The sequence below is a fragment of the Bradyrhizobium sp. ORS 375 genome, assembly GCF_000239775.1.
Classification (GTDB): Bacteria; Pseudomonadota; Alphaproteobacteria; order Rhizobiales; family Xanthobacteraceae; genus Bradyrhizobium.
On the sequence record NZ_CAFI01000412.1, the window covers coordinates 1 to 8,131 of the forward strand.

An 8,131-nucleotide genomic window follows, 5' to 3' on the forward strand; every position below is an offset into this window, starting at 1 on the left:
CCGCTGCCGCACGACGCGACTCGTAGGGTGGGCAAAGCGAAGCGTGCCCACCGTCTTTTCTTCCGCACCACCGCGGTAGGCACGGCGCGTCGCGCCTTTGCCCACCCTACGAATCTACGCACCTCGCAGGCCGACCGCTCATGTCCCTCTTCCTGCACTATCTCAGCATGCCGTACCTCTTGCAGGGCATCGAGCTGACCCTGCAGGTCACCGCGCTCGGCCTGATCGGCGGACTGATCCTCGGCCTCATCCTCGCCGCCATGCAGCTCAGCCGGTTCTGGCCGCTGGCTGTGATCGCACGCGGCTACACCGTGATCTTTCGCGGCACGCCGCTGATCCTGCAGATGGTGTTCGCCTACGACGCGCTGCCGCATATCGGCATCAAGCTGCCGGCGGTGCTGGCGGCCGGCCTCGCGCTCGCCTGCAACGAGGCGCCGTTCATCGCCGAGATGCTGCGCTCCGGCGTGCTCGGCGTCGATCGCGGCCAGCTGCTGGCCGGCCAGGCGCTTGGGATGACGCCGGGCGTCTTGATGCGCCGGATCATCGCGCCGCAGGCGATCCGCACCATGATCCCCGCTTTCGGCAACGAGGCGGTGAGCGCGCTGAAGAACTCCTCGCTCGCGTCTGTCATCGCCGTGCAGGAGCTCACTTTGCGCTCGACGCAGCTGGCGTCTTCCACCTTCGACTTCTTCTCGATCTTCTTCGCGTCCGGCCTGATCTATCTGGTGCTGACCGGCGCGATCAGCGTCATCCAGCTCGCGCTGGAGTGGCTGCTCGATCTCGACCGCACGGCGAAGCAGCGCAAGCTTGCGGATTACTTGCCGTGGCGCCGCGTCGATCTCGCGACCAAGCTGGAGCTGGCGGAGGAGACCTCCCCCGCGACCGAGGCCGCCCCGCCCGAGCCCGCGGAGTTGAAGGAGACACCGCCACTCGCGCTGTCGATCGAGGACCGCGCCCGGCGCGCCGCCACGATCGCCCGCAACAACGTCGCCGTCGAGGTCAAGGAGCTTCGCAAGGCCTATGACGGCAACAAGGTGCTCGACGGCCTCGATCTCACGGTGCGTATCGGCGAGGTGATCGCGCTGCTCGGTCCCTCCGGCTCCGGCAAGAGCACCCTGCTCCGCTGCATCAATCATCTGGAGAACTGGAACTCCGGCGAGATCCGCGTCGGCGGCCGCAAGCTCGGCTTCGACGACATGGGGCGCAAGCTGTCGCCACGCGCGATCGCCAATGAGCGCGCCAATGTCGGCGTCGGCATGGTGTTCCAGCAGTTCAACCTGTTCGGACATTTGACGGCGAAGGAGAACATCGCGGGCCCCTTGCGCTGGGTGCACGGCCTGGGTCGCTTCGAAGCCGAGCGTCGCGCCACAGAGCTGCTCGAGCGCGTCGGGCTGTCGCATCGCGCCAACGCGCTGCCGCGGCATCTGTCCGGCGGCCAGCAGCAGCGCGTCGCCATTGCCCGCGCGCTGGCGCCGAACCCGAGCGTGCTGCTGCTGGACGAGCCCACCTCGGCGCTTGATCCCGAGCTGGTCAACGAGGTGCTGGAGGTGATCCGCCGCCTCGCCATCGACGATGGCCTGACCATGATCATCTCGACGCATCAGATCCGCTTCGCGGACGAGGTCGCCGACCGCGTCGCCTTCCTCAATGGCGGCGTCATCCTCGAACAGGGGCCGGCCCATGAGGTGCTGACCAACCCGCGCCATCCGCTGACCGCGCGCTTCCTCTCGGTGATGGAGGCCGAGCGGCCGAAGGACGCGGTCGCATGAGCGCGTTGTTCGCACCGACCCCGCGGCCATCCTTCGAGACGCCCGCCTGCGGCGGGCTCCTCAGGATGAGGTCTGTGGGTGCGGCGCGCTCGATTCCACCCAGACACCAAACCCTCATGGTGAGGAGGCGCGTAGCGCCGTCTCGAACCATGAGGCCGGTCTGCGAATTCACGACGCAACACCATCGATCTCTGAGCGAAGAGGCCCTCACATGAAGCACCATCTGCTGCCGGTGTCCAACAAGACCGTCCATTGGGGCTATTTCTCCAAGGTGGTGACACCCGCGCTCACCTTGCGCTCCGGCGACCGCGCCACGATCGAGACGCTGACGCATCACGCCAATGACGACTACGAGCGCATGATCAAGGACGATCCCGGCGCCGAAAGCGTTTTCAAATGGACCAAGGAGCATAAGGCGGTCGCGCGGCGCGGCTCCGGCCCGACCGAGGGCCCGTTCATCCGCGGCGCGGGCGAAGGCATCGGCGTGCACCTGCTCACCGGTCCCGTCGCGATCGAGGGCGCGGAGCCCGGCGACGTGCTGGAGGTGCGCATCCTCGACATCCGGCCGCGGCCGAGCCAATGCGGCTGCCATGCCGGCAAATGCTTCGGCTCCAACGCCGCCGCCAATTGGGGTTTTCACTATCACGACCTGATCGAGGAGCCGAAGCCGCGCGAGGTCGTGACCATCTTCGAGCTCGACACCGCGGGCGAGCCGTTCGCCAAGGCCGTCTACAACTACGTCTGGACGCCGCAGACCGATCCCGACGGCATCGTGCATCCGACCATCGACTATCCCGGCGTGCCGGTCGATCATAGGACGATCAAGAAGCGCGAGAACATCCTGCCGAACGTGAAGGTGCCGGCGCGGCTGCATTTCGGCACCATGGGGCTGGCGCCGTCCGAGGCGGACTACGTTTCCTCGATCCCGCCGAGCTACACCGGCGGCAACATCGACGACTGGCGCATCGGCAAGGGCGCGCGGATGTATTATCCGGTCGCGGTGCCCGGCGCCTATTTCTCGGTCGGCGACCCCCATGCCGCGCAGGGCGACAGCGAGCTCGGCGGCACCGCGATCGAGACCTCGCTGACCGGCGACTTCGAGTTCATCCTGCACAAGAAGAACGATCTCGGCGGCACTTCGCTCGAAGGGCTGACGCATCCGCTGCTCGAGACCAGCGAGGCCTGGTCGGTCTACGGCTTCACCTATCCGAACTATCTCGCCGAGCTCGGCGCCAACGCGCAGACCGAGATCGCCAACCACTCCAGCCTCGACCGCGCCATGCGCGACGCCTTCCGCAAACTCCGCCGCTTCCTGATGACGGTGCATCATCTCAGCGAGGACGAGGCGATCTCGCTGATGTCGGTCGGCGCGGATTTCGGTGTCACGCAGGTGGTGGATGCGAATTGGGGCGTGCACGGCACGATCCGGAAGAACGTGTTCCGGTGTGATTGATGTCGGCGTGAGGCAAGTTCTCTCCTTGCGCACAGTGCGCTCCCTCTCCCGCTTGCGGAGGAGGGTTGGGTGGGGGCGCCCCGAGCGACACTGCCGTTGTGGACCCCCACCCCTAACCCCTCCCCGCAAGGGGGAGGGGAAAAGACCGCGGACGCGGCGCCACCGCAGATCACAATGAGCTTTGGAGCACCGGACTGATCAAAACCGAAACACGACAATCTATGAAGCTCATCTGGCACGGGGGTTGCTTTGAATTCCCGGACCCGGGGCGTGCCATGAGTTTCCGTCCGTTCACCAGCGAATCCTATGCCGAGGGCGAGCGCCCCGAGGCATGGCGCGACGTGCTGAACGCGGTCGGGCTGCAGCCCGCGACGAAATCGCCGTTCCATGAAGGCCATGCCACCGCCTCGCACCGCAATGCGCCGGGCATCGCGCTGTCGCGGCTGGCGGCGGGCGCGCAGGCGATTGCGGCGGTTCCGCAGGTTCAGGAGGACCTGCCGATCGCGCTGCTCGCGATCGAGGATGGCGCGGTGCTTCGCTGCGGCGACACGCATCGCATCATTCCCGCCGGCCATCTGATCCTGCTGCCGCGAACCGCCGACTGGAGTCTCGCGTTCCAGCGCGATCTGCGCGCGATCGTGTTCTCGGTGACATCGGACGCCTTGCATGGCCGGATCAGCGGCAAGCTGAGGCTGGCAAAGCCGCAGGTGATCGCCCCAAGCGGGCTCGCCGATGTGGTCTGCCGCACCATCGAGGCGACGGCGCGCACGCTGGCGACGCTGAGCGATGCCGAGTGGAGCACGGTGGCGCAGAGCCTGGTCGATCTCGTGCTGACGCTGGCGCACCAGCAGGCTGCGCCGACGTCCGAGGCCGGCAACAGTGCGACCCAGGCGGCGACGCTGCACCGGATTTGCCAGGCGATCGAGCGCGGGCTCGACGATGCCGAGCTGACGCCCGCGCGCGTCGCCCAGGCCGAAGGCATCTCGGAGCGCTATCTGCAGAAACTGTTCGAGAGCGCGGGGGACAATTTCAGCCATTACCTCAAGGAGCGCCGGCTGCAGCGCGCCTGGACCGATCTGTCCAACCCGGCCGAGGCGCATCACTCGATCTCTGAGATCGCCTATCGCTACGGTTTTGCCGACTCCGCGCATTTCAGCCGCAGCTTCCGTGCCCGTTTCGGCCTGTCGCCGCGCGAGTTCCGGCAGCAGAAGGCCGAGCAGGCGGTGACCTCGATGGCGCCGCGCGGCCAGCGCGGCTGGCCACAGGATGCGCTGGCGCAGCAACGCGCCTGTCAGGCTCCGGCCTCGCTCAAGAGCGATGTCACCCTGCCCGCCCCGGCCAACGATCAGGACGCGCGCCGCCATCATCATCATCTCGCCGCGTCTGCCGAGCACGTGCATTGGGGCTATTTCAGCCGCTCGCTGCCGCCGCAGCTCGAGATCGCCTCCGGCGACACGATCACGATCGAGACGCTGACCCAGCACGCCTCCGATGATCCGGAGCTGATGATCGCAGGCGATGCCGCCGCGCTCAGCGTGTTCGGCTGGAGCAAGGCGAAGAAGAACGTCGACCGCCGCGGCGCCGGGCCGATGGACGCCAGCGTGTTCGGCCGCGGCGCCGGCGAAGGCTTTGGCGTGCACATCTGCACCGGCCCGGTGGCGGTCAAGGACGCGCACCCGGGCGACGTGCTCGAGGTCCGCATCCTCGACATCGTGCCGCGGCCGAGCCGGAACCCCAAGCATCAGGGCCGCGTGTTCGGCTCCAGCGTCGCGGCGTGGTGGGGCTATCACTACAACGAACTGATCGCCCCGCCGGCTCCGCGGGAAGCGGTGACGATCTACGAGATCTTCGCCGACGCCCCCGAGCCGCATGCGCGTGCGCTCTATTCCTATCGCTGGGAGCCGCAGACCGATCCGTCCGGCGTCGTGCACGCGACCTACGACTATCCCGGCGTGCCCGTCGCGCCCGGCAGCATCAAACGCCGCCACGGCGTGCTCGACAACATCCGCATTCCCCTGCGGCCGCATTTCGGCGTCATCGCCGTGGCGCCGCGCGAGGCCGATTTCGTCGATTCGATTCCGCCCTCCTACTTCGGCGGCAATCTCGACAATTGGCGGCTCGGCAAGGGATCGACCGTGTATCTGCCGGTCGCAGTGCCCGGCGCGCTGCTGTCAGTCGGCGATCCCCATGCCACGCAAGGCGACGGCGAACTCGGCGGCACCGCGATCGAGTGCTCGATGACCGGCACGTTCCAGATCATCCTCCACAAGAAGACGCAGCTCGCGGGCCAACCGTTCGCCGATCTCAGCTATCCCTTGATCGAGACCGAAACCGACTGGGTGCTGACCGGCTTCAGCCATCCGAACTACCTCGCCGAGTTCGGCGCGCAGGGCCAGAGCGAGGTCTACGCGAAGTCGTCGCTCGACCTCGCGATGAAGGACGCCTTCCGCAAGATGCGCCGCTTCCTGATGCACATCAAAGGGCTCAGCGAGGACGAGGCCGTGGCGCTGATGTCGGCCGCGGTCGATTTCGGCGTCACGCAAGTGGTCGATGGCAATTGGGGCGTCCACGCCATCCTGAGCAAGCGGCTGTTCGAGGATGCGGGTTGAGTTGACTCCGCCAGGTCCCAGATCTCCGTCATTGCGAGCGAAGCGAAGCAATCCAGGGCGTCACGCGCGACTCTGGATTGCTTCGTCGCTGCGCTCCTCGCAATGACGACCTGTATTGTGTTTCCCAGCGAGCCTTAAACGAGAGGACCCTCCCCATGCAGTTCCACATGATCGCCGGCGCGACCAAGCCCGTCGCGCCGTTCAGCCATGCCGTGGAGACCGATGGCTTTGTGTTCGTCACCGGCCAGATGCCGGACTCACCGGAGGCGCCGGGCGTGCTGCCGGAGGGGATCGTAGATCAGACGAAGGCGGTGATGCAGAACTTGAAGTACATCCTCCAAGGTCTCAACCTCGGCCTCGAACATATTGTGATGTCTCGGATTTACCTGACCGAATTCCAGCGGGATTACGCAGCAATGAATGAAACCTATCGTTCATTCTTTCCGCCGGACCGGCTTCCGGCCCGCACCTGCGTCGGCGTCACCGGCCTTGCCTATGACGCGCTGATCGAGATCGATCTGGTCTGCCGACGACCCTAGTTCCGAATGGTAAATTAATCCTCAACACCCCTTCGGCCATTCGATCTGAGCTGAGGAGGCAGGCGCTGGCGCCGATTGCGTGGCGGCGCCGGCCGGTGTCAATTCGCCCGACAATTGCGGCGGATCGAGGGGAGTTGCCATGCCGAACCAGTTTTCCAATCGCCAGCAGATCCGCAAGCCGGCGGTGACCAGCAAGGGCGGCATCGTGGCGGCGCAGTCGCGTCGCGCGGCCGAGATCGGCGCCGAGGTGCTGGCCGCGGGCGGCGACTGCATCGATGCCGTCGTCGCGACCGGCTTTGCGCTCGGCGTCGTCGAGCCGTGGATGAGCGGGCTCGGCGGCGGCGGCGCCATGGTGCTGTATCGCGCCAAGGAGAATCGCGTCGAGGTGATCGACTACGGCATGCGGGCGCCGAACAGCTTGCGCGTCGAGGACTATCCGCTGGCGAACGACGGCAGCGTGTCCCCTGACATCTTCCCATGGCCGCGCGTCAAGGACGACCGCAATCTGCACGGTCCCGGCGCCATCGCGGTGCCTGGCGTCGTTGCCGGCATGGCGGCGGCGCACAGCCGCTACGCCCGGCTGCCATGGCAGGACCTCGTCACGCCGAGCGTCAAGCTCGCCGCCGAGGGCCTGCTGGTGGACTGGTGGACCACGGTGATGATTTCGAGCTGCGCCGCCGATCTGCGCCGCTATCCCGGCAGCGCCGCGGCCTACCTCAAGGACGGCCTGCCGCCCAACCCGCAATGGGGCGCCAAGGCGGTGACGCGGCTGCCGATGGAGCAACTCAAGGCGACGCTCGCGCATCTCGCCAGCGCCGGCGCCCGCGACTTCTACCAGGGCGACATCGCACGCTCGCTGACCCGCGACATTCAGGCGGCCGGCGGCGCGCTCTCCGTCGAGGATCTCGCGGCGTTTGAAGCCCATCATCGCGAGCCGCTGCGCATCCCCTATCGCGGCGGCACGGTGTTCGCGACGCCGGAGCTGACGGCGGGGCCAACGCTGGCGCACGCGCTGCGGCTGATGCAGACGAGCATTGTCGCCGGCAGGGCGCCCGACGCCGGCACCTTCATCGCCTATGCCGAGGCGATGCAATCGGCCTATCGCGAGCGCCTCAATGACATGGGCGATGCCGCGGGCAAGCGCGCGCTGGGCGCCGAATACCTCGCACCGGCCTGCACCACGCATTATTCGGTGATCGACCGTGACGGTAACATGGCCGCGGTGACGCAGACCTTGCTGTCGGGCTTCGGCTCGAAGTTCCAGGCGCCGCAGAGCGGCATCATGATGAACAACGGCATCATGTGGTTCGACCCGACGCCCGGCACCACGAACTCGCTCGCGCCCGGCAAGCGCTGCCTCACCAACTACACGCCGGTGGTCGCAGAGGCCGCCGATGGCCGCCGCCTCGCGCTCGGCGCCTCCGGCGGCCGCCGCATCCTGCCCGCGGTGGCGCAGATGCTGTCCTTCGTGATGGATTACGGCATGGACCTCGACGCCGCGATCCACCAGCCCCGCATCGACGCCAGCGAAGGCGATTTGGTCGGCGCGGATACGCGGCTTCCGGCAGAGGTGATGAGTGCGCTCACGGCGAAATTCGAGACCGTGCCGGCGCCGGTGCAGACCATGCCGATGAAGTTCGCCTGCCCCAGCATCGTGCTGCGCCAGGGCGAGGTGAACAGCGGCGCGACCGAGATCGCGCACGCCTGGGGCGATGCGGTGGCGGAGAGCTGACACTGAGCCCACCTGCGCACCCCGGCAAC

At 67.2% G+C, this 8,131-nt stretch carries 5 protein-coding genes; all 5 read left to right on the forward strand.

What is annotated here, in order from left to right; translation table 11 throughout:
• Positions 1–140: 140 nt before the first annotated feature.
• Entirely contained in the window at positions 141–1,769 is a 1,629-nt protein-coding gene (locus BRAO375_RS27340) for an amino acid ABC transporter permease/ATP-binding protein (protein ID WP_009030674.1), read from the forward strand.
• A 211-nt stretch (positions 1,770–1,980) separates the two neighbouring features.
• Positions 1,981–3,222: an acetamidase/formamidase family protein gene (locus BRAO375_RS27345; protein WP_009030675.1), complete on the forward strand. Its 1,242-nt coding sequence runs from the start codon at positions 1,981–1,983 to the stop codon at positions 3,220–3,222.
• A gap of 275 nt (positions 3,223–3,497) precedes the next feature.
• On the forward strand, positions 3,498–5,831 hold the full coding sequence (locus BRAO375_RS27350; protein WP_009030676.1) for an acetamidase/formamidase family protein: 2,334 nt from the start codon (positions 3,498–3,500) through the stop codon (positions 5,829–5,831).
• 155 nt (positions 5,832–5,986) lie between these two features.
• Entirely contained in the window at positions 5,987–6,370 is a 384-nt protein-coding gene (locus BRAO375_RS27355) for a RidA family protein (protein ID WP_009030677.1), read from the forward strand.
• A 139-nt stretch (positions 6,371–6,509) separates the two neighbouring features.
• Positions 6,510–8,102 carry a gamma-glutamyltransferase family protein gene (locus tag BRAO375_RS27360; protein WP_009030678.1) on the forward strand — a complete coding sequence of 531 codons (1,593 nt, stop codon included), beginning with the start codon at positions 6,510–6,512 and terminating at the stop codon, positions 8,100–8,102.
• Positions 8,103–8,131 lie beyond the last annotated feature (29 nt).